This window comes from Cystobacter fuscus, from assembly GCF_002305875.1.
Taxonomy (GTDB): domain Bacteria; phylum Myxococcota; class Myxococcia; order Myxococcales; family Myxococcaceae; genus Cystobacter; species Cystobacter fuscus_A.
The window spans coordinates 5,365,751-5,384,886 of the sequence record NZ_CP022098.1 but is presented as its reverse complement, the minus strand read 5'-3'; the positions used below and the strand labels follow the sequence as shown (position 1 = coordinate 5,384,886).

Genomic DNA, 19,136 nt, shown 5'->3' with positions numbered 1-19,136 from the left:
GAAATGACCTGTGGCGTCAGCTCACCGACATGCCCGTTGTGGTCCGGTCCCATTCGAGTAGACAATGGGGCACTCGGAACCCCCCCTCCCCCTTTTGACCCACCCCTCGCCGTCTCGCCGAGTCATGACGAAATCCGTTTGTGTCTTCTGTGGCTCCGCGCCAGGTGTGCATGAAGCGCACTTGAGCACGGCCTCCGCCCTGGGTGCCCTCCTGGCGGATCGGCAACTGCAACTGGTCTACGGAGGCGCCCGCGTTGGAATGATGGGCGCGGTCGCGGACGCGGCCCTGGCCCGGGGAGGACGGGTCGTCGGGGTGATGCCCCGGGGGCTGGAGCGCTACGAGGTGGCCCACCGGGGCTTGAGCGAGCTCGTCTGGACGGAGGATCTCCACGAGCGCAAGCGCCAGATGGCGGAGCGCTCGGATGGCTTCGTGGTGCTGCCGGGGGGCTTTGGCACCCTGGAGGAGGCGCTCGAGGTCATCAGCTGGAAGCAGATGAAGATGATGGACAAGCCCATCGTGCTGCTGGACGTCCGGGGCTTCTTCCAGCCTCTGGTCGCCCTGGCCGAGGCGGTGGCGCGCGAGGGCTTCGCGCACGCGCGCGTCGAGACGCTGTTCACGGTGACGTCCCGGCTGGAGGAAGTCCTCCCCGCGCTCGGGTTGGGAGACGGCGAATGAACAAGGATCTGGTCACCCTGCAGTACCCGCAGATGTTCCAGGGCGTGTTCGCCCGCCGGCGCGAGGTCTTCGTGCCCCTGGTGGAGGACGCCCGGCGCTCGCTGCACACCCTGCCCGTGCCCGAGGCGCTGCGGCCCTTCTACGACACGGTGGTACGCGACAACCCCCAGCCGTCGTTCATGCTGCTGCCGCTCATGTTCCTGGCCATGGCGGAGGCGTCGGGGGGCATCCAGCCCGTGCATCGCCGCTTCCTGCCCGTGCTGCTGCTCACCATGGAGATCTGCGCCATCGTGGATGACACGGTGGACCGCACCCCCATGCGCTCGGGCCGGCGCACCTTCGCGCTGCGCTTTGGCGAGCCCAGCACCACGCCCTTCGTGGGCTCGTTGATCGCCCTGGCAGCCCAGGAGGCCGCGCGCGTCGAGCCGTACCTGCTCGGGGCCACGATGAACCTGTTCACCGAGCTGTACGCCCTGCAGATCTGGGAGCGCCAGCACCTCTACCCCAACGAGGCACTGTTCGCGCGCTGGCTCGACAACCGCTACCGCGAGAACACGCTGGGAGTGTCCTTCGGGCTCGACACGGCGCTGCGGCTCAACGGGCGGCCCCCCCTGCCCACGCGCGTGGTGGAGGCCTTCGGGCGCATCTTCCAGGACGTGGATGACCTGGTGAACATCATCGAGGACCGGCGCACCGAGGGAGAGAACGACGACGTGTTGATGGGCGCCGTGACGCGGCCCCTGCTGGTGACGCTCGAGAACCAGCCGAGCCTGCGCACCGACGTGGCGAACCTGTGGCGGGTGTGCCGCGTCATGACGGGGGCCTCGGCGTCGGCGGTGCACAAGACGCCGGCGCACCTCAACCCCACCATCGCGAAGATCTACCGCCCCATCCACGAGGCCATCCTCGACGAGGGCGTGCGCGGCACCGTGCGGCACGTGCTGGCCGACTACCGCACCACCGTGATGTGCTCGCCCCCCGAGTTCCGCCCGGCCATCCAGGAGATGACCCGCACCTGGGTGGACCGGCTGCGGCGCTGCAAGGGCAACGAGCTGCTCACCGAGGAGGAGATCCGCCACTCGCTCGGCGACGAGCCCCAGGAGGCCGCGTGACGGACGCCGTCATCTTCGACCGGGATGGGGTGCTCGCCGAGTTCGATCTGGCGGGCGCGCACCGGGAGCTGAGCGGGCTGTTGCCCTTCGGACTCGAGCAGCTCGGAGCCCACCTGCGGGACTGGGCGCCCCGGGCCCAGGCCATCATCGACGCCGCGAGCGAGCGCGTCTTCTGGGACTCCTTCTGGGCGCACCTGTGCCAGGCACACGGCCTGGATGAAGGGGTGCGCGGCCAGCTGTGCCGCTTCGAGCCCCGCCGCACGCTGCGAGCCTTCGCGGACGCGCGCCCGGCGCTCGAGCAGGCGCGCCGTCACGGCTACCGGGTGGGCGTGTTGTCCAACTTCACCCTGCTCGATCTGCCGGGCTCCCTGGAGGCGCTGGGGCTGGGAGAGCTGGTGGACGCGGCCCTGTCGGCGGCGGTGATTGGCGCCGCCAAGCCCCGGCCCGAGGCCTACCTGGCCATGGCGCGCGCGCTCGGCGTGGCGCCCGAGGCGTGTCTGTTCGTCGACGACCGGCCGGAGTGCGTCGAGGGGGCGCGGCAGGTGGGCATGCGCGCGTGGCTGTTGGATCGACGGGGCAGGTCCACGGAGAAGAACCGGCTGCGCGGCCTCGGCGAGCTGTTCGACGTGTCGCGGGAGCACCCATGAAGCCCCTGCTGCCCGCGCTCCACCACGTGGCGATCATCTGCTCGGACTACGCGCGCTCCAAGGCCTTCTACACCGAGGTGCTGGGCCTGCGCGTCGTCCACGAGGTGTATCGGGAGGCACGTGACTCCTGGAAGTTGGATCTGGAGATCAGCCCGGGCGTGCAGGTGGAGCTGTTCTCCTTTCCGAGCCCGCCGCCGCGGCCCACGAGACCCGAAGCCCAGGGCCTGCGCCACCTGGCATTCGCCGTGCCCGACGTGCAGGCGGTGGTGGCCGAGTTGAACCGGCGCGGCGTGAGCACCGAGCCCATCCGCGTGGATGAGTACACGGGCAAGCGCTTCACCTTCTTCGCCGACCCGGACGGCCTGCCCCTGGAAGTCTACGAAGTGACGCCTACGAAGTGACGTCTACGGGATGACGTCGGACTCGGTCATCGCCAGCGCCGCGGAGCGCACGTCCTCCAGCTCGAAGGACTGATCCAACACCAGGTGCACCGGCAGGCACTCCATGCGCGCGCGCAGCCTCGGGTTGGTGAAGGCGCTCACGAGGATGACGGGCACCCACGGATGCGCATGGCACCAGCGCTCGAGCAGCGCCAGCCCCGGCTCGCCCAGCATCCGCGCGTTGCAGATGAGCAGATCCGGCGGCGTGACGCCCTCGGGCACGAGCTCCTGGGCCAGGCGCGAGAGCGCGCCGCGCGCGTCCTCCACCACATCCACCTCGAAACGATCCTGGAGGAGCAGATCGCGCAGGCCATGACCACGCTCGCGCAGGTTCTCCATCACCACTACCCGCCAGGGCGTGGCCCTGGGGCGCTCCGGGGGAGAACTCCGGTTTCCCCGCACTCTCGACGGGGATGAGTCATTCTGCTGGGCAACCACCGAATAGGCGCGCTTGACCACCATCGCGTCCTCCTGAGGACCTCTTTAGCAGGAGTCGTACCGTTCCGCTGAAGTGAATTTTTTCAGTGCAGTGAGATTAATCTCCGGAACTCCCTGAATGTCGTCCGCCATTGTGTCACCTCTTGCCGCTCGAGGGGACAGGGAAAAGCGCCCCACGGGGTATTCCGCAACACTTGGAACTTACCGACAGGGCTGAACGCACATTGCCCCTGAACCCCGGGGCACGCCCGGGCCCATGCCCAGGCCCAAGTGTTGTGGAGCAAATGGACAGGATCACCTCGCCCCCTGTTCTTCTGCTCCCCACTCGCGCCAGAACCGGGTGCGTCCTGGCCGCTCCAGACAGCCCGTCAACCCCTTGAATTCGTTTGTACAACAACCTCTTTCACGTGAGGTGAGAGGGGAAGCTCGTGAATTTGCTGGGCACACGGGCAGCCTGGCCTGATTGGCACGGGAGCTGCTAGGGGCCGACCTCGTTCGCACTTTCGCAGGCTTGCGAGGAGGTCACCCGAAGTGGAGCCGATGACGTGGGCAAAGAGGTGGGTGCGCGGAGCCTGTGCGCTCGGGGTGCTGGGGTCGCTGGTGGCCAGCGCCGCGCCCCGCGCCACCCCGCCCGCCTTCAGCGCGGAGACGGTCCGCGCGCGCGCCCGCGAGCTGGCGCAGAAGCCCTACCGGGCTCCGGCGCCCCTGCCCCAGGGGGCCTTCGCGGGGCTCACGTACGATCAATACCGGGACATCCGCTACCGCCCGGAGCGGGCCTTGTGGCGCGAGGCGGGCCTGCCCTTCCAGGCGCAGTTCTTCCACCCGGGCCTCTTCTACCCCGCGCCCCTGCCCATGCACGAGGTGGAGGGCGGACGGGTGACGGCGGTGCGCTTCTCCCCGCAGCTCTTCACCTACGGCCCGCTGGTGAAGGAGCCGCCGCCCTCGTCCGTGGAGGGCTTCGCGGGCGTGCGGCTCAGCGGCCCCATCAACCGGCCGGACTACTACGACGAGATCGTGGTCTTCCTCGGGGCCAGCTACTTCCGGGCGCTGGGCCGCGGCAACGTGTACGGGCTGTCCGCGCGCGGGCTGGCCATCGACACGGCGCTGCCCGAGGGCGAGGAGTTCCCCCTCTTCCGCGAGTTCTGGCTGGAGAAGCCCAGGCCGGGCGCGGACCGGGCCGTGGTGCACGCACTGATGGACAGCCCGAGCGTCACCGGTGCCTACCGCTTCGTCATCATCCCGGGCGAGCGCACGGTGATGGAGGTGGAGGCGGTGCTGCACGCGCGCAAGCCGGTGAAGCGGCTGGGCGTGGCGCCGCTGACCAGCATGTACCTCTTTGGCGAGAACGATCGCGGAAGCGCCGAGGACTTCCGGCCCGAGGTGCATGACTCGGACGGGCTGCTGCTGTGGATGAAGGACGGCGAGCACCTGTGGCGTCCGCTGCAGAACCCGTCCCAGCTGAGCGTGTCCAGCTTCCAGGTGAAGGGCCTGCGGGCCTTCGGGCTGTTGCAGCGCGATCAGGCCTTCCCGAGCTACGAGGATCTCGAGGCGCGCTACGACAAGCGCCCCAGTGTGTGGGTGGAGCCGGTGGGCGAGTGGGGCCCGGGCACGGTGCAACTGGTGGAGATTCCCACGCACGAGGAAGTGAACGACAACATCGTGGCCTACTGGGTGCCCGAGAAGCCCTTCGGGCCCGGGGCGCCGCTGAGCCTGTCCTGGAAGCTGCACTGGGGCAGCGAGGCCCCCGAGCGCTCCCAGGTGGCGCTGAGCACCGCCACGCGCATCGCCGCGGGCAGCACGCCGGGCGCGCGGCGCTTCGTGCTCGAGTTCTCGCGCGGAGGCCCCGAGGGGGGCGAGGGCCCGGTGGAAGCCGTCGTCACGGCGTCCTCGGGTCAGATCCTCCGGCCCATCGCGCAGCACAACGCCGCCACCGGCGGCTGGCGCGCCACCTTCGAGCTGGTGCCCGCGGCGGGCACCCCCGCTCCCATCGAATTGCGCTGTTTTCTGCGACGCGGAACCGAAACCCTCACCGAGACCTGGAGCTACCCGTGGACACCGTGACGACGTCGACCTTCTCCGCCTCCGTCCTCTCCTCCGGCTACTCTCTTCCCGCCGGGACGCGCGAGGCGCTCGATGCCTTCTTCCGCTCCTTCGGCTTCAGCCAGGAAAGCGATCTGTCCCGGCTGGCCGTGTGGGCGCTCGGCGCGCGGCGGGTGGACTCCCGCGAGGCCGCCCTGGCGCTGGCGCGCGAGCGGATGGAGCACTGGCTGGCCGAGGCGCTCGGACCGACCCACGTGGGCAACGGCTCGCTGCTGGCACGGGGCCGCGCGGCGTTCGTGCTGTGTGATGGGGCGCGCTGGGGCGCGGCGGTGCTGATGTCCGCGCCGGGCACGCTGCCCGTGGAGTTCACGCGTGCGCTCCGGGCGTCGGTGCCCGTGCCCGCCCCGCGGGCGCTGCCCACGACGATGCCGGAGCAGACCCTGACCACCTGGTCCCTGGGCGAGCTGCTGCGCCGCTGGTGGCGGGTGGGCGAGCCGGACGTGTCCGTCTCCCGCTGAAGCACCTGGAGGCCTCATGCACGCGCATTCCTTCTCGCCCGGGTCGGCCGGGCTGCGGCGGGCCCTCGTCCTCGGCCCGGCCGTGCTGTCCACGCTCGTGGCGACCGGGGAGCTGATCCGGTTGTTGTGCGTCCGGGGCTTCACCCTCCCCGAGGGGGTGATGACGGGCCTGTTCGCCCTGTGCTTCGCCTGGATCTCGCTCTCCTTCTGGGCGGCGGTGGCGGGCTTCGTCCAGACGCTGCTGGGCAAGCGGCCGCCGGGTCTGCGCTGGCCGGACGCGCGGGAGGAAGCGGCGCCGCTGACGAGCCGCATCGCGGTGGTGATGCCCATCCACAACGAGGACCCGACGTCGGTCTTCGCCAACCTCCAGGCCACCTACGAGTCGGTGGCGGCCACGGGGCGGCTGGAGTCCTTCGACTTCTACGTGCTGAGCGACTCCACGCGCCTGGAGGCATGGGTGGCCGAGGAGCTGGCGTGGTCGGACCTGTGCCGGCGCGTGGGAGGCCAGGGCCGCATCTTCTACCGGCGGCGCTCGGACAACACGGGCAAGAAGGCGGGCAACCTCGCGGACTTCTGCGAGCGCTGGGGCCGCCGCTACGACTTCATGGTGGTGCTGGACGCCGACAGCCTCATGGCGGGTGACACGCTGGTGCGTATGGCGCGGCTCATGGAGCTCAACCCGCGCGTGGGCATCCTCCAGGCCCCGCCGCTGTGCGTGGGGCGCACCACGCTCTTCGCCCGCCTGCAGCAGTTCGCCGGCCGCGTATACGGGCCCGTGGTGGCCGCGGGCGCGGCGGCCTGGCAGCTCGGCGAGTCCAACTACTGGGGCCACAACGCCATCCTGCGCGTGTCGGCCTTCACCGAGCACTGCGGACTGCCGGTGCTGCCGGGCCAGCAGCCCTTCGGGGGCCACATCCTCAGCCATGACTTCGTGGAGGCGGCGCTGATGCGGCGCGCGGGCTACACGGTGTGGCTGGTGCCGGAGCTGGGGGGCAGCTACGAGCAGTCCCCGCCCCACCTGCTCGCGTACGCGCAGCGCGACCGGCGCTGGTGCCAGGGCAACCTGCAACACCTGGGACTGGTGCTCGCCGGAGGTCTGCACCCGTCGAGCCGGGGACACTTCCTCATGGGCGTCATGTCCTATGTGGCCTCACCCCTGTGGCTGCTCTTCCTCGCGGCGGGGCTGGGGGCGGCGCTGTGGGACCGCTTCGTGGCGGCGGAGTCCCCACTCGGTGCCCAGGCGCTGCTCGCCGGGGAGCCCTCCTTCGACGTGCCGGGCGCGCTGCGACTGATGTCCGTGTCGCTCGCCATGTTGCTCTTGCCCAAGGTCTTCGGCCTGCTGCTCGCCCTGGCGGATCGGGAAGAGGCCGCGCGCATGGGCGGCCGGCTCCGGCTGGTGCTCGGCGTGCTGGTGGAGAGCGTCGTGTCCACGCTGCTCGCCCCGGTGATGATGCTCTTCCAGTCGCACTTCGTCTTCGGGACGATCCTCGGCTACCGGGTGTCCTGGTCGAGCCAGCAGCGCGGCGACGAGGCCCTGCCGTGGACGGAAGCGGCGCGGCGCCATGCGGTGCACATGGGCGTGGGCGTGGGCGTGGCGGCGGTGGCGTTCGGGGTGAATCCAGGCCTGCTGCCGTGGCTGGCCCCGGTGGTGGCGGGGTTGCTCCTGTCCATCCCCCTGACGGTGTGGACGTCGCGCGCCTCCTGGGGCGAATGGACGGCGCGGCTCGGCCTGTTCCTCATCCCCGAGGAGTCGGCCCCTCCCCCCGTGCTGGTGCGGGCCACGGAGCTCGCGCGCAACGAAGTGGAGCCGGTGGAGGACGCGCTGGAGCGGGTGCTCCAGGACGACCGCGCGCACGCGCTGCACCTGGCCCTGCTGGAGTCCTCGCCCGGTTCCGAGGGGACGTCGCTCACGCTCGCCGCGGCCCGCCGCAAGCTCATGGAGGGAGCTTCCGAGCGGCTCTCCGCGCAGGAGAAGGCGGCCGTCATGCTGGACGCGGAGACCCTCGCGGAAGTGCGCGGCCAGTACGTGGTCTCGCGCAAGCCCGCCCCCGCGACAAGCGCCTGATCGCGGAGGCGGACTTGGAGTAGCGTGCCGGGCACCATGAGCGCCGACACCGCCGCATCCTCCTCGAATCAGAAGCTGTCGAACCTGCTGCGCTGGCTGGAAGAAGGAGGAGCCCGCTTTCCCAAGCTCCAACTCGTCCGGCGTGAGGACGGCGAGCGCGCCGTGCTCGCCCAGGCGCCCATCTCCACCGGGGAGACGGTGCTCCAGGTGCCTCGCACCCACATGCTCACCCTGGAGCTCGCGCGGGAGTCGGACATCGGGCGCGCCATCGCCGAGAAGCTCGATCCGGACAACGAGGACCTGTACCTGGCCTCCTTCCTCCTCCAGGAAAAGCACCGCGAGGGCTCCTTCTGGAAGCCCTACATCGACAGCCTCCCCGAGTCCTATCCCCAGATGCCCCTCTTCTATGGGAGCGACGAGCACGCCCTGCTCAAGGGCTGCTTCGCGCTGACCCTGCTGACGCACCAGGCCCAGTCGCTCCAGGAGGACTACCTGCGGTTGTGTCGCAGCGTCCCCGGCTACGAGCGCTTCACCCCCGGGGAGTTCGTCTGGGCCCGGCTCTCGGTGTCCTCGCGCCTGTTCAGCCTGAAACAGGGCGGCTACCTCGGACAGACGCTCGTGCCGCTGGCGGACATGCTCAACCACCGCCGCCCGCCCGATGTGCTCTGGGAGACCTCGGAGGATGGGGAGTCCTTCGTGATGAAGGCGAACAACGCCGTGGCCGCCGGCGACGAGGTCCACGACAGCTATGGAGCCAAGAGCAACGATCTGATGCTGCTGCACTTCGGCTTCCTGACGGAGGACAACGAGCACGACGAGGCCTTCCTCGGCCTGCGCATCCTCGATGGGGATCCGCTCGCGGCCACCAAGCAGATGCTGCTCATGCTCCCCTCTCCCACCACCGCGCGCCCCTTCAAGATCTCGCGCCCGTACGTCCATACGACCACCCGCATGGCGTTCTCCTTCCTGCGGATCGCCGCCGCCGTCCCGAATGACATCGAGGACATCTCCAGCCGGGTGATGTCCGGCGAGCGCGCCCTCGGACCCCTGAGTGTGGAAAACGAGGAGAATGTCCTCGAGCTGCTCGCCGCCACCTGCCAGGCCCGGCTCTCCATCTTCCCCACCTCGCTCGCGCAGGACGAAGAACTGCTGCGCGGCGGGTCCCTCTCGCCCAACGCGCGCAACTGCGTGCTCGTCCGGCGCGCGGAGAAGCAGCTCATCGCGGACTACCTCGAGATGACCCGCACCTGCCTCGAGCTGCTGCGCACGCCCCGGGAAGAAGTCGAGCGGCTCGCCGCCCTGTCCGACTCGCCCTGGGGCTGGTTCGACGCCTACGTGCGCACGGATCTGCTGAAGCTCATCCTCGGCGAGTGATCAGGCGGGCGGCCAGCCTCTCGCCCGGTGGGCCTGCTGGCCGCCAGGACGGAGCGTCCGCCCGTGAAAACTTCGAGCAAATAGTGCCGGAGCGTCACGGGGTTGGCACAAAGCCCGCCTAGCTTGTCGGTCGAGTAGGAGTGGTCCCACCACACCGAAAGGTTCGTCACCCATGGCCGATCCGACCTCGCGACCCGTCTTCGCCGCCATCGACGTGGGCACCAACGCCGCCCGCCTGGAGCTGGCCCGGCCCGGCGCCTCGGGCGTGCTGGAGACCATGCTCAAGGAGCGCGACGCCATCCGTCCGGGTGAGGGCGTCTTCTCCCAGGGGACGATGTCTCCGGGGGCCGCGGATCGGCTGGTGAGCACGTTGCGCCGCTACGCGGCCGTGTGCCGGCGTCACGAGGCCCGGGTCCGGGCGGTGGCCACCAGCGCCCTCCGGGAGGCGCGCAACCAACGGGACATCCTCCAGCGGGTGCGCGAGGAGGCGGGGCTGGAGCTGGAGGTGGTGAGCGGCGAGGAGGAAGCGCGGCTCATCTGCCTGGGCGTCCTGCACCGCACGCCCCCGCGCACGCGCTCGCTGCTGGTGGATCTGGGCGGAGGCTCCACCGAGGTGGTGCTCGCCACCGGAGAGCGGCCCGATGCCATGTGGAGCCTGCCCCTGGGCGCGGTGCGGCTGACGCAACTGTTCGACACCTCCGGCGAGGTGTCCCCTTCCCGGCTGCGCTCGCTGCGCGACTTCGCCGAGGCGCGCCTGCTCGAGACGATCCCCGCCGCCCTCGCCTCTCCGCCCTTCACGGCGATCGGCTCCTCCGGCACCATCCGGGCCCTCGTGGACTTCGCGGCGCGTGATGGCTCCTGCATCGCGAGCCGGGAGGATCTCGCGAGCGCCGCGCACGTGCTGGCGCGGATGTCACCGGAGCGGCGGCGCGAGCACTTCGACGCGCGACGGGCCGACATCATCGTCGCCGGCGCCGTGCTGCTCGAGCGGCTGGTCCATCACCTGGGCGTGGACGGCATCACCGCCGTCAAGCGCGGCCTGCGGGATGGCCTGCTCGTGGAGCTGTGGTCCCACCAGGACGGCACGGCGGGCGACGAGGCCTCCCGCCTGGGACACGGGCGCGTCTTCCCACGCGAAGCACGCGCCGTGGGCCTCAACTGACCACCACCCGCTGCGTCAAGGCCTCGCTTTCATCAGGGGCACCCGACAGCCGCCGGGTGACGCGCCGGCGGACGACATCGATGTGCTCGCGGAAGAAGTAGAGGTTCTCCGCGTACGCCAGGGGCATGGGGATGCGGTTCACCTCGCGCTCGGCCTCGTCGAGCCGCGAGAGCATGTCCTCCAACATCTTGCGGCCCGGGTTCTCCTCCAGCTGCAGCTCGATCTCCTTCAGGCGCGCGTACCAGCGGACGATGCGCGAGCGGATCCGCCACTGCACCAGCGCGGGCACGGCGCGGCCCAGCGGAACCACCACGGCGATGATGGGCACGAGCATCAGCCAGAGCCGGTCCACGAGGTTCGCCGCCCAGAAGGGCAGGTAGCGCTGGAGCAACGGAGGGCCTGATTTGTAGTAGCGGCGCGCCTCTCCGCTCAGCGGGTACTCGCCCTCGAGCGCCGCGGGGAACTCACCCGAGCGATCCAGGATGCCCGCGCCGCCATGCACCTCGCTCGCGGCGCTCAGCAGGAGGTAGGCGAGCGCCGGATGGAGCGAGTCCCGCGCCACGAGGCTCGCCATGGGCGCGAGCAGCACCACATCCTGCTCGGGGAGATCCGCCTCGAGGTTCAACACTCCCCGGGGCAGCACGAGCCGGGACAGGTAGGGGAAGCGGCGGACATAGGCCTCGCCCCGCGCGAAGCTGAGCAGGCGGATACCGGGCTCCGCGATGAGCTTGCGCACGAAGGGAGCCTCGGCGGAGGCGACGAGGAACACCGCGTCGAGCTCGCCCCGCTTGAGGCGCGCGAGGGCCTCGTCGCGCTCGAGCGCGAGCAACTCCGTGGGCGATTGCTCCACGGCATTGGCCTTGAGCAGCGTGAGGGCGAGCGCGCGGGTGCCACTCTCGAGCGAGCCCACGGCGACGCGCTTGCCGCGCAGCCCGCGCACGTCATCGAGGGGCTCGCCCCGGTAGAAGACCCACAGGGGGATGTGGGTCAGACCCCCGAGCGAGACGATGTTGGGCGCCTGGGGACGCCCCGCGGCCGAGCCGCTCTGGACGAAGGCCACGTCGGCCTCCGCCTTGTCGCCAGTGAGCATGTCCAGACTGGTGAGCGAGCCCTGGGTCGGGCGGATCTCCAGGGTGACGCCGTGGCGCGCGAGGATGTCCCGGTAGCGACGCGCGAAGTAATTGAAGCCCCCCTCATCCTGGGCGGCCGCGACGACGAGCGTCTTCGGGGGCGCGGGCTTGATGAAGTAGAAGGCCACGGCGAACGCGGCGATCGCGAGCAGGATCGAGGGCCCGAGGACGAGCCACAAATCGCGCCGCGAGGTGCGCCGGAGCTGGTCCTTGAGAGTGTCCGTCTTCAGCATGGTGGATGCGAGTATAGGGGCTCGGAGCGTCTTGACGCTCCCGGGATGAAGGGCGACAGTGTCCCGTGCCTCCCGTTCCACATCCCTGGTTTCCCCTCCGGCAGCCCAACCCCCACGCGCGCCTGCGTGTCTTCAGTTTTCCCTACGCGGGCGGAGGCGCCTCCATCTACAACGGATGGACCACGGCCCTGCCCGCGGGCATCGAGTGGGTCTCCGTCCAGATTCCGGGCCGCGAGCGCCGGATCCTGGAGAAGCCCTTCCAGCAGCTCCCGCCGCTGCTCGATGTCCTGGAAGAGGCCCTGGCGCCGCTCCTGGACAAGCCCTTCGTCTTCTTCGGCTACAGCATGGGCACGCGCATCGCCCTGGGGCTCGCGCAGCGCTGGCAGGCCCGGGGCGCGCCGCTGCCGCTCGGCATGGTGATGGCCGCCGCGGGAGCACCCCACCGGCCCCGCGAGTCCCGGGGAGCGCTGAGCGACGCGGAGTTCATCGAGCTGCTGCGCAAGTACGAGGGCACGCCCGCGGAGATCTTCGCCCACAAGGAACTGCTGGACATGGTGTTGCCCACCCTGCGCGCGGACTTCGCCATCGCCGACGCCATGATGCCCTCCCTGCCCGTGCGCTGTCCGATCTCCGTCTACGGCGGACTGGAGGATCCCTACGTGACGCTGTCGATGCTCGAGCCCTGGAGCGAGCTGACGACGGGGGAGTTCCGGACGCGCAGCTTCCCCGGCAAGCACTTCTTCCTGCGCACCGCGCGCGAGCCCCTGCTGAGCGCCCTGCGCGAGGATCTCGTGCGCTGGGCGCCCGACGTGGGCACGTAGCTCAACGCTCCCCCGGAGCCACCCTCCAGGGAGACTCCTCGCTGGCCAGGGGGACGCACCGCTGGCAGCGCACGGAGAGCGGGAGCCCCCGGGTGCGGCGCACCGCCACCGCCGCCGGGTGCTCCGCCGACAGCCGCAGTTGCACGAACTGCCACGCCTCGGGCTCGTCCACCATGCGCGCATCGAAGGAGATGCGCGGCGGCTGCCCCGGCGCCAGGTGGAAGGCGAACTGATCCAGGGGCAGACTCAACCCGGCGCCACGGGCCTTGATGTAGGACTCCTTGAGCGTCCAGTAGTCGAAGAAGCGCTCGCGCTGGAGCGCTTCGGGCAGGGAATGCAGGTCCGCGACTTCCGAGGGCGCGAAGAAGGACTCGGCCAGCTCCACCGTCTGGCCCATGCGCCCCGAGTGCTCCACGTCCGCGCCCACCTCCATCTCATGAGCCACCGCGCACACCGCCATGCCATCGGTGTGAGAGAGATTGAAGCGCAACCGGGGCAGTCCCTCTCCCGCGATCTCCGGGCGCCCGTAGGCGTTGGTGGAGAAGCGCCAGTCCTGGGGCGCCACCGGCGCGTAACGCGACAGGCAGACGCGCACCAGGGCATGGGACACGAGGAACTGCTGCCGGTGTTTCTCGAAGCGGAAGCGCTGATGCCGATCCCGCTCCTCGGCGCCGAGCAGGGCCAGGTAGGCCGCGAGCAGCCGGGGCTCCGTCACCCGCTCCGGCTCCACGATCCACAGGTGGACCTCGTCGGGGCGAGGCAGCGGCGAGGGAGGAGGAGAAGGAGGGAGACTCATGTGGGGGCTCGGCCTTCTCCCTATCGCGTCGAGGACGCCCGCGCCAGCGGCGACCGGGCGCCTTGCTTTCTCGGAAGCCGAGGGGACGCGGTGCACCCGTGTCCCCTCCCCTGCCTCAGTAGCCCCGGAGCACGGTGAGGCCCTGGTCGGTGACGACGTAGAGCATCGCCGGAGAGGCATTGGGATCGTAGAGCAGTTGCTTCACCTTGTTGCCCGTCACCTCCGCCACCCGTGAGAGCTGCTTGTTGGCATCCAGCCGCCACAAGCCCCCCCCATCGGTGCCGATGAAGAGTGAGCCCTCATCCGTGGCCGCGAGCGACGTGAGCCGCTGGGTTGGCAGCCCCGTCACCGCGGTGCCCTTCTGGGGCCGGCTTCCGGCGGAAAGGATGGTCATCTCCCAGAGGCCGAAGCTGGCGCTGGCCAGGTAGTAGCGGCCATCGCGCGTCTGCTGGAAGCCCCGCCAGTAGTCGAACTCGGCGAGCGGGTTGACCTCGGGAAGGAAGGAGGACTCCACCTTCATCCTGTTGACGGATTTGTCCATCCAATCCCAGTAGCCGATGTCCGCGGTGGGCGTGACGATGCCGAACGTCCAGTCATTGCCGATGAGCACGTCCCCATCCTGGGCGATGCCCACCGCGTAGCTGTAGCCGATGTGCTGGCCGCCATGCTCGTCGAACCAGGTCGGATGACGATGGCTGTTGTAGTCCAGGCCGCGCACGCGGGTGACGCCGTGATTGGTGCTGACGTACACGTCGCCCTTGTCCCGGCCGCGCGCCACCTTCACGCAGCCGAGCACCGCGCGATCCTCGTCGTAATGCCAGTCATTGGAGTTGTGGATGCCCGTGTTCCCGGGCGGGTTCCAGGTCAGCTTGCCTTCCTGGCTCCACCGGTAGGAGTGCGTCAGGTGCTCCTCGAGCCGGATGCCCTCGGCCGTGAGGTGGACCGCGTCCAGATCGCCCTCCGCGTAGGTGGAGTCCCCATGGGACTGGCGTCTGGGCTCGTCGAGTTCCCGTGCGTAGTAGCCCACGTAGGCGCGGCCGGCGCTACCGCCGCAGATGACCGTGGAGGAGAAGCCCCTGCCCGCCTGACCGATGTTGCTCGCCCATTGCGGCTGGATGTCTCCGGGCCGGAGCACGCCGATGCGGTTGCCCTGGAGCAGCCAGATGTTGAAGGCGTCATCCACCGCCACGCCCTGGGGCTGGCCCACTCCGAAGCGCTGCGTGTAGTTGACCACCGGCTCCTGGGGCCAGATGTCCACGCCCGGGAAGTCGTCGACCGTGCCTCCCCCGGGCTCGTCCGGAGCGTCGCCGGTTCCGCCCCCTCCGTCCGTGCCCCCATCCCCGGGAGTGCCCGCGTCCACGGGAGGCGGGCTCCCCGCGTCATCGGGCGGAGGGGGGGTTCCACCGTCCTCGGGAAGGGGCGTGCCCGCGTCCCCGGGGGGCGTCCGTGGATCCGAGGGAACCTCGGGCTCCGTGGGTGTCTGACGCGCTGAATCCCCGGGCACGGGCTCGGTCAGCCCGCCGCCGCATGCGATCCCCAATGCCGTGAAACCGAGAACCGCTCCCCACGCCCCCACCCATGCTCGCATCCTCATCCACCTCCACGCCGACTCCTCGGCCCGGAGACGCAGGAGCAAGCGCCGTACCGGACACAAAGCCCACTAGTGGATGGGCTCGAGGCGCGAGTGGGAATGGAGATTCCCAGGCAAGGCCTCATCCGTGCACTCGTTGAGGCCGGGTGTCACACGGCTCGGAACCCGCCCCGGATGGCGAGCCGATGGGTCCGCCATTCTTCGGTTTTTCCGAAGGGTTCTACCCTGATTTCCTATTTGCCGAACTTTCGGAGGCCTCTTAATTCAGGGGGAAGCGCGCGGTACGGCGATCCCCCTTTCCATCCGAAGGATACGACTCCATGGAAGCGCACAGCGTAGGCAGCCCCGTCCTCTGGGGCGGATTCATCCTGTTCGTGCTGGCGATGCTCGCGCTGGACCTGGGGGTCTTCCACCGCAAGACGCATGAGGTGAAGTTCAAGGAGGCGCTGACGTGGAGCGGGGTGTGGATCTCCCTGGCGCTGCTGTTCAACCTGGGCATCTGGTGGAAGTTCGGCTCCGAGCCGGCGCTCAACTTCCTGTCCGGCTACCTCATCGAGAAGTCGCTCTCCATCGACAACATCTTCGTCTTCGTCGTCATCTTCTCGGCGCTGAAGATTCCGGTGTTGTACCAGCACCGGGTGTTGTTCTGGGGCATCCTGAGCGCGCTGGTGCTGCGCGCGGTGATGATCTTCGCGGGCGTGGCGATGCTCGAGCGCTTCCACTGGCTCATCTACGTCTTCGGCGCGTTCCTCATCTTCACGGGGGTGAAGCTCTTCGTGCAGCGCAACCACGAGGAGCACCCGGAGAGCGGCGCGGCCATGAAGCTGGCGCGGCGGATCATCCCCTCGTCGAAGGAGCTGGACGGGGACCGCTTCTTCACGGTGCAGAACGGCCGGAGGCTGGCCACGCCGCTGTTCATGACGTTGATATTGGTGGAGCTGACGGACGTGCTGTTCGCGCTGGACTCGATTCCGGCCATCTTCGCGGTGACGACGGATCCGTTCCTGGTGTTCACCTCGAACATCTTCGCCATCCTGGGCCTGCGCTCGCTGTTCTTCGTGCTGGCGGGGGCGGTGGAGAAGTTCACCTACCTGAAGGTGGGCCTGTCCGGGGTGCTGGTGTTCGTGGGCGCGAAGATGGCGCTGGTGGACGTGGTGAAGATTCCCTCGCCGGTGTCCCTGGGAGTCATCGCCCTGCTGCTGGGCGTGTCCATCGTGGCCTCGCTGCTCAAGTCGAGGAAGCAGGAGCGCGCGGCCCAGAACAAGAACATCGCTGTCAACTAACGCCGAGAGCAGTTGAGGTCGGCGCAGATTGTCGAAAGCATTGAACACGCCGCGCGAATCAGCCCCTCGGGAAGAATCTCTATCAAACGTCAGCATCAATGCTCGGCAACTGCGTCCCCTCAACGTACTCGTAGCTCTCCCCCGCCGGCTCAGCATAGCTCTGGGCAGCGACCGAGTGCGCAGGCGGCAGCGCCCTTCTCGCCAAATGACTCTCCATTTCGTATAGGGATGTATCGAGAGGGTATGCTACAAGCGTGCCCGAGAACTTCGTCTTGGCGAGCCAAGCATCTGCCACTTGCTTCCGTGAAAAGACAGCAGTTGGCCGCGCCGCACCCTGGCCCGTAAAGAGCCAAACGGCTCCGCGCGCGTGAAATCGCGGCAACGGAAGCCCCTCAGGTATGGGCTGCACCTCGAAAGTCGCCTCCACCCCCAGACTCCGTAGGGCCACGATAGTCTGCTGTGCATCTGGAGGGTCAGCCTGGACAAGGGCGAACGTTCCAGGCTCATCCCAAGTCACTTGGAATCTTAAACCACTCTCCGTTTCGAAGGCCCAGAAGAACTCTCGCCCACCTGCGGTACGAGACGGATCATCCTCTACATAGCCAGGCGCACCCAACGGGAGAAGCACTTCACGGGTGGCCTGGAACCATACGAGGCAATCTCCGGGCCTGATATATGGCATGGCAATGGGGAAGCGCAGCCGACGCATGAAAAGCTTCTATCTCCGACAAGAAACATAATAGCAAGAACAAACCCCATCGGCCCACTCATTCTGTCCACCTCGGCATCCGCCCACACCGACACATAGCCTGGCAACGACATAATCATACAGGACACCAGGGCCAGCGGTTCTTCTATTATGACCTGCTACATAGCGGATTCATCGCAAAGCTTCGACCGGGCGGAGTACGGAGGGGGTGGGGGTGTAGAGCGACAGCAAAATTGACCCCCTGGCGACACTAAAACTGACCCCCTCCCGGGGCCTCCAGACCAAGGAGGTCAGGTCGATGGGAGAAACGGCAACAGTTGTGGCACCCCGCGCGGCGGAGGTGCCGATGGTGGAGCAGGAAGTGGTGCGACGCATCCGCGTGTTGGCGGAGGCGGGCTGAGGCCCCAAGCGGATGCACGTGGGGTGGGCGTGGCGCGCAACACGGTGCGGCGCTACCTGCGTGCGGGCCGTGCGGCTGACAAGCAGGTGCGGCCCAAGGCACGGCGGCTCACGGGGGGCCGAGCAGCAGCGCGCGGTAGAGTTGTGGAATGGAGCGGCGGAGGGCAACGCCGTCGTCGTCAAGACGCTGCTGGCCCAAGAGGGCGTGGAGGCCAGCGTGCGCACCGTGCAGCGAGCGGTGGAGCAGAGGCGACGGCAGGTGCACGCGGCGCAGGTGGCCACGGTGCGCTTCGAGACAAAGCCGGGGCAGCAGATGCAGGTGGACTTCGGAGAGAAGAAAGTGCGGCTGGGCGGGCAGCTGGTGAAGGTGTTCCTGCTGGTGGCGGTGCTGAGCTTCTCACGCCGGCTGTTCGTGCGAACCTTCCTCAATCAGCGCGGAGACGACAGGCGTGTGGGCCGTACCGCGCGCGAACCAAGGGCAAGAACGTCGTCGTCAATTAGGCTGCGGCTCCCTTCCTTACGCAAGAATCAACCACATAGGAATCCTCTTGGGTTCATCAGAAAGGCCACAGTCGACCGTGACCTTCGGTAAGGACGCTTGACTACTACCGCACCCGTCATGCTCACGTACCAGTCACACGTCAGCCCAGCGAGCGCTCACACCACTCCTTGAGGATAGTTTTCATCCCATGACTTAATCACAGCATCACAATCTCTCGCCAACTTCGGCCACCTGGCCTTGATCCGCCCGAGAACCTCAACAAGTCGTTCACGTGTATCACATGGGAAAGAGTCCCGCATCAACAAGGCAACATGCGCCTTTTCTGGATCATCTCCTTCGAGCCATCGCAACCTAGCCTCGGCGATTTGCATCATACACTCATCATCAAGCGCCCAACTCAACTCATCAAAAATCTCCGCAAGCCCTTCAAGCGGAACGGAATGCGCTCTTCTTGAGAAGAGAAACTCAGCAATATTGACAATATCCATTTCAATTCCCGTGGAGACTACTGAATGTTCCTATATATTATATCCGCAATACCGAAACCAGCCGACGATGTCGTCATGAGTGATGAGGTCCATGGCCCTGGCAATGGCGTCATCGAGAGTCTGTAGGGTACGCGCGCCCATGCTCTTGAGCAGCTCCTTGAGCTTGTTCCAGAGCAGTTCAATGGGATTGAGGTCCGGCGAGTAGGGTGGAAGGAAAAGAACATGGGCACCGGCGGCGCGAATACACTCCAGGATGTGCGCGGGCTTGTGCGCCCCCACATTGCCCATGACCACAATGTCGCCCGGATTGAGTTTGGGGACGAGCATGTGCTCGACAAAGGCCTCGAAGACACCGGCCGTCGTGGCTCCTTCGATAGTCATCAGCGCCCGAATGCCGTCCAGAGCCAGCGCGCCCAGTACGGTGGTGACGACGCCGCGATTCCTGGGGACATACCCCACCACGCGCTCGCCTCGGGGAGCACGTCCGCGAGTGCGCGTCATGCTCGTGTGACAGCCGGTTTCGTCGAGGAAGACGAACCGTCGCGGGTCGAGCAGGAGCATCAGCAGGAGGAAGACACGCCGCAGTGCCTGAATCCGAGGGGAGCGCTGCTCCGAAGCTACGAGCGACTTTTTTTGAGCCCCAGTCCCTGGCGTCGCAGTGCCCGCCAGACCGCCGAGGATACGGCCATGACGCGATGCGCCTACGATGGCT

The 19,136-nt window shown here is 68.3% G+C and carries 18 protein-coding genes and 1 pseudogene; 12 read left to right on the top strand and 7 right to left on the bottom strand.

Annotation, left to right across the window (positions count from 1 at the left end):
- Nucleotides 1-124 precede the first annotated feature (124 nt).
- Genes CYFUS_RS21990 through CYFUS_RS21980 form a run of 4 tightly spaced genes read left to right on the top strand, consistent with a single transcriptional unit; the run spans nt 125 to nt 2,836 of the window.
- A complete protein-coding gene (locus CYFUS_RS21990) occupies nt 125-676 on the top strand; it encodes a TIGR00730 family Rossman fold protein (protein ID WP_095987006.1) in 552 nt (183 codons plus the stop codon).
- Nucleotides 673-1,788 (top strand): class 1 isoprenoid biosynthesis enzyme, encoded by a 1,116-nt coding sequence (locus CYFUS_RS50810; protein ID WP_157758585.1) that lies wholly within the window; start codon nt 673-675, stop codon nt 1,786-1,788. Before CYFUS_RS21990 ends, CYFUS_RS50810 begins: the two co-directional genes overlap by 4 nt.
- Nucleotides 1,785-2,435: an HAD family hydrolase gene (locus CYFUS_RS21985; RefSeq protein WP_157758584.1), complete on the top strand. Its 651-nt coding sequence runs from the start codon at nt 1,785-1,787 to the stop codon at nt 2,433-2,435. The genes CYFUS_RS50810 and CYFUS_RS21985 overlap by 4 nt, the downstream gene beginning before the upstream one ends.
- The gene (locus tag CYFUS_RS21980) at nt 2,432-2,836 is read left to right on the top strand and encodes a VOC family protein (RefSeq protein ID WP_095987004.1); all 405 of its coding nucleotides are present in this window, start codon (nt 2,432-2,434) and stop codon (nt 2,834-2,836) included. The genes CYFUS_RS21985 and CYFUS_RS21980 overlap by 4 nt, the downstream gene beginning before the upstream one ends.
- A 3-nt stretch (nt 2,837-2,839) precedes the next feature.
- Here the strand turns inward: CYFUS_RS21980 and CYFUS_RS21975 are convergent, their stop codons facing one another.
- Nucleotides 2,840-3,337 (bottom strand): response regulator, encoded by a 498-nt coding sequence (locus CYFUS_RS21975; RefSeq protein ID WP_095987003.1) that lies wholly within the window; start codon nt 3,335-3,337, stop codon nt 2,840-2,842.
- Between the two features lie 516 nt (nt 3,338-3,853).
- Here CYFUS_RS21975 and CYFUS_RS21970 point away from each other — a divergent pair.
- From CYFUS_RS21970 to CYFUS_RS21950, 5 genes are all read left to right on the top strand, one after another.
- The gene (locus CYFUS_RS21970; protein ID WP_095987002.1) at nt 3,854-5,374 is read left to right on the top strand and encodes a glucan biosynthesis protein; all 1,521 of its coding nucleotides are present in this window, start codon (nt 3,854-3,856) and stop codon (nt 5,372-5,374) included.
- Entirely contained in the window at nt 5,362-5,871 is a 510-nt protein-coding gene (locus CYFUS_RS21965; protein WP_095987001.1) for a hypothetical protein, read from the top strand. Before CYFUS_RS21970 ends, CYFUS_RS21965 begins: the two co-directional genes overlap by 13 nt.
- Nucleotides 5,872-5,887: 16 nt before the next feature.
- Complete coding sequence (gene mdoH, locus CYFUS_RS21960) at nt 5,888-7,936, top strand: glucans biosynthesis glucosyltransferase MdoH (protein ID WP_095987000.1); 2,049 nt, start codon at nt 5,888-5,890, stop codon at nt 7,934-7,936.
- A gap of 36 nt (nt 7,937-7,972) precedes the next feature.
- Complete coding sequence (locus CYFUS_RS21955) at nt 7,973-9,310, top strand: SET domain-containing histone-lysine N-methyltransferase (RefSeq protein WP_232537705.1); 1,338 nt, start codon at nt 7,973-7,975, stop codon at nt 9,308-9,310.
- 172 nt (nt 9,311-9,482) lie between these two features.
- A complete protein-coding gene (locus CYFUS_RS21950) occupies nt 9,483-10,472 on the top strand; it encodes a Ppx/GppA phosphatase family protein (protein ID WP_095986998.1) in 990 nt (329 codons plus the stop codon).
- Here the strand turns inward: CYFUS_RS21950 and CYFUS_RS21945 are convergent.
- Complete coding sequence (locus tag CYFUS_RS21945; RefSeq protein WP_095992154.1) at nt 10,465-11,832, bottom strand: TAXI family TRAP transporter solute-binding subunit; 1,368 nt, start codon at nt 11,830-11,832, stop codon at nt 10,465-10,467. The two genes, CYFUS_RS21950 and CYFUS_RS21945, sit on opposite strands and share 8 nt — an antisense overlap.
- 68 nt (nt 11,833-11,900) lie before the next feature.
- Between CYFUS_RS21945 and CYFUS_RS21940 the strand changes: the two genes are divergently transcribed.
- Nucleotides 11,901-12,656: a thioesterase II family protein gene (locus CYFUS_RS21940; protein WP_095986997.1), complete on the top strand. Its 756-nt coding sequence runs from the start codon at nt 11,901-11,903 to the stop codon at nt 12,654-12,656.
- 1 nt (nt 12,657) lies between these two features.
- Here the strand turns inward: CYFUS_RS21940 and CYFUS_RS21935 are convergent, their stop codons facing one another.
- Nucleotides 12,658-13,452, bottom strand: a complete 795-nt coding sequence (locus CYFUS_RS21935) for a 4'-phosphopantetheinyl transferase family protein (protein WP_095986996.1) — start codon at nt 13,450-13,452, stop codon at nt 12,658-12,660.
- A gap of 115 nt (nt 13,453-13,567) precedes the next feature.
- Nucleotides 13,568-15,046 carry a hypothetical protein gene (locus tag CYFUS_RS21930; protein WP_269770255.1) on the bottom strand — a complete coding sequence of 493 codons (1,479 nt, stop codon included), beginning with the start codon at nt 15,044-15,046 and terminating at the stop codon, nt 13,568-13,570.
- 317 nt (nt 15,047-15,363) lie between these two features.
- Here CYFUS_RS21930 and CYFUS_RS21925 point away from each other — a divergent pair, with 317 nt between their 5' ends.
- Nucleotides 15,364-16,326, top strand: a complete 963-nt coding sequence (locus CYFUS_RS21925; protein ID WP_095986995.1) for a TerC family protein — start codon at nt 15,364-15,366, stop codon at nt 16,324-16,326.
- Between the two features lie 82 nt (nt 16,327-16,408).
- On the opposite strand, the gene CYFUS_RS54605 is transcribed toward CYFUS_RS21925, so the two are convergent.
- Nucleotides 16,409-17,008, bottom strand: a complete 600-nt coding sequence (locus tag CYFUS_RS54605) for a DUF7710 domain-containing protein (protein WP_420042712.1) — start codon at nt 17,006-17,008, stop codon at nt 16,409-16,411.
- Between the two features lie 373 nt (nt 17,009-17,381).
- Between CYFUS_RS54605 and CYFUS_RS52840 the strand changes: the two are divergent.
- Nucleotides 17,382-17,870: pseudogene (locus tag CYFUS_RS52840) on the top strand (IS21 family transposase); the annotation flags it as partial.
- 221 nt (nt 17,871-18,091) lie between these two features.
- On the opposite strand, the gene CYFUS_RS50800 reads toward CYFUS_RS52840, so the two are convergent.
- Complete coding sequence (locus tag CYFUS_RS50800; RefSeq protein WP_157758582.1) at nt 18,092-18,424, bottom strand: hypothetical protein; 333 nt, start codon at nt 18,422-18,424, stop codon at nt 18,092-18,094.
- 30 nt (nt 18,425-18,454) lie between these two features.
- Nucleotides 18,455-18,985 carry an IS630 family transposase gene (locus CYFUS_RS21910; protein ID WP_095986992.1) on the bottom strand — a complete coding sequence of 177 codons (531 nt, stop codon included), beginning with the start codon at nt 18,983-18,985 and terminating at the stop codon, nt 18,455-18,457.
- Between the last annotated feature and the right edge of the window lie 151 nt (nt 18,986-19,136).